1 protein-coding gene is annotated in these 268 nt (G+C 66.4%); it reads left to right on the forward strand.

The features are described from left to right. Nucleotides 1-268 (forward strand): RNase H family protein (locus ACSNOK_RS34480; protein ID WP_436784660.1); only part of this gene is annotated, 268 nt, incomplete at both ends.

Genomic DNA, 268 nt, shown 5'->3' on the forward strand with positions numbered 1-268 from the left:
ATCGAGCAGTTCCCGGAAGGCTCGGTCCTGGAGATCGTCACCGACAGCCAGTATCTGGTTGACACCATGACCAAGTGGCTCGCCTCCTGGAAGGCCAGGGGCTGGAAACGCACCGCGACCCAGGAGCCGAAGAACCTTGACCTGCTGAAGGCCCTGGACGCCGCCGTGGCGGTGCGACGGGTTGGCTGGCGGTGGGTCCGGGGCCATGCCGGCGACACCCTGAACGAGGTGGTGGACACCCTGGCCCGCGAGGAAGCGACGGCAATAT

Origin of the sequence: Streptomyces sp. URMC 126 (genome assembly GCF_051386555.1) — a bacterium.
In the GTDB taxonomy this organism is placed as follows: Bacteria; Actinomycetota; Actinomycetes; order Streptomycetales; family Streptomycetaceae; genus Streptomyces.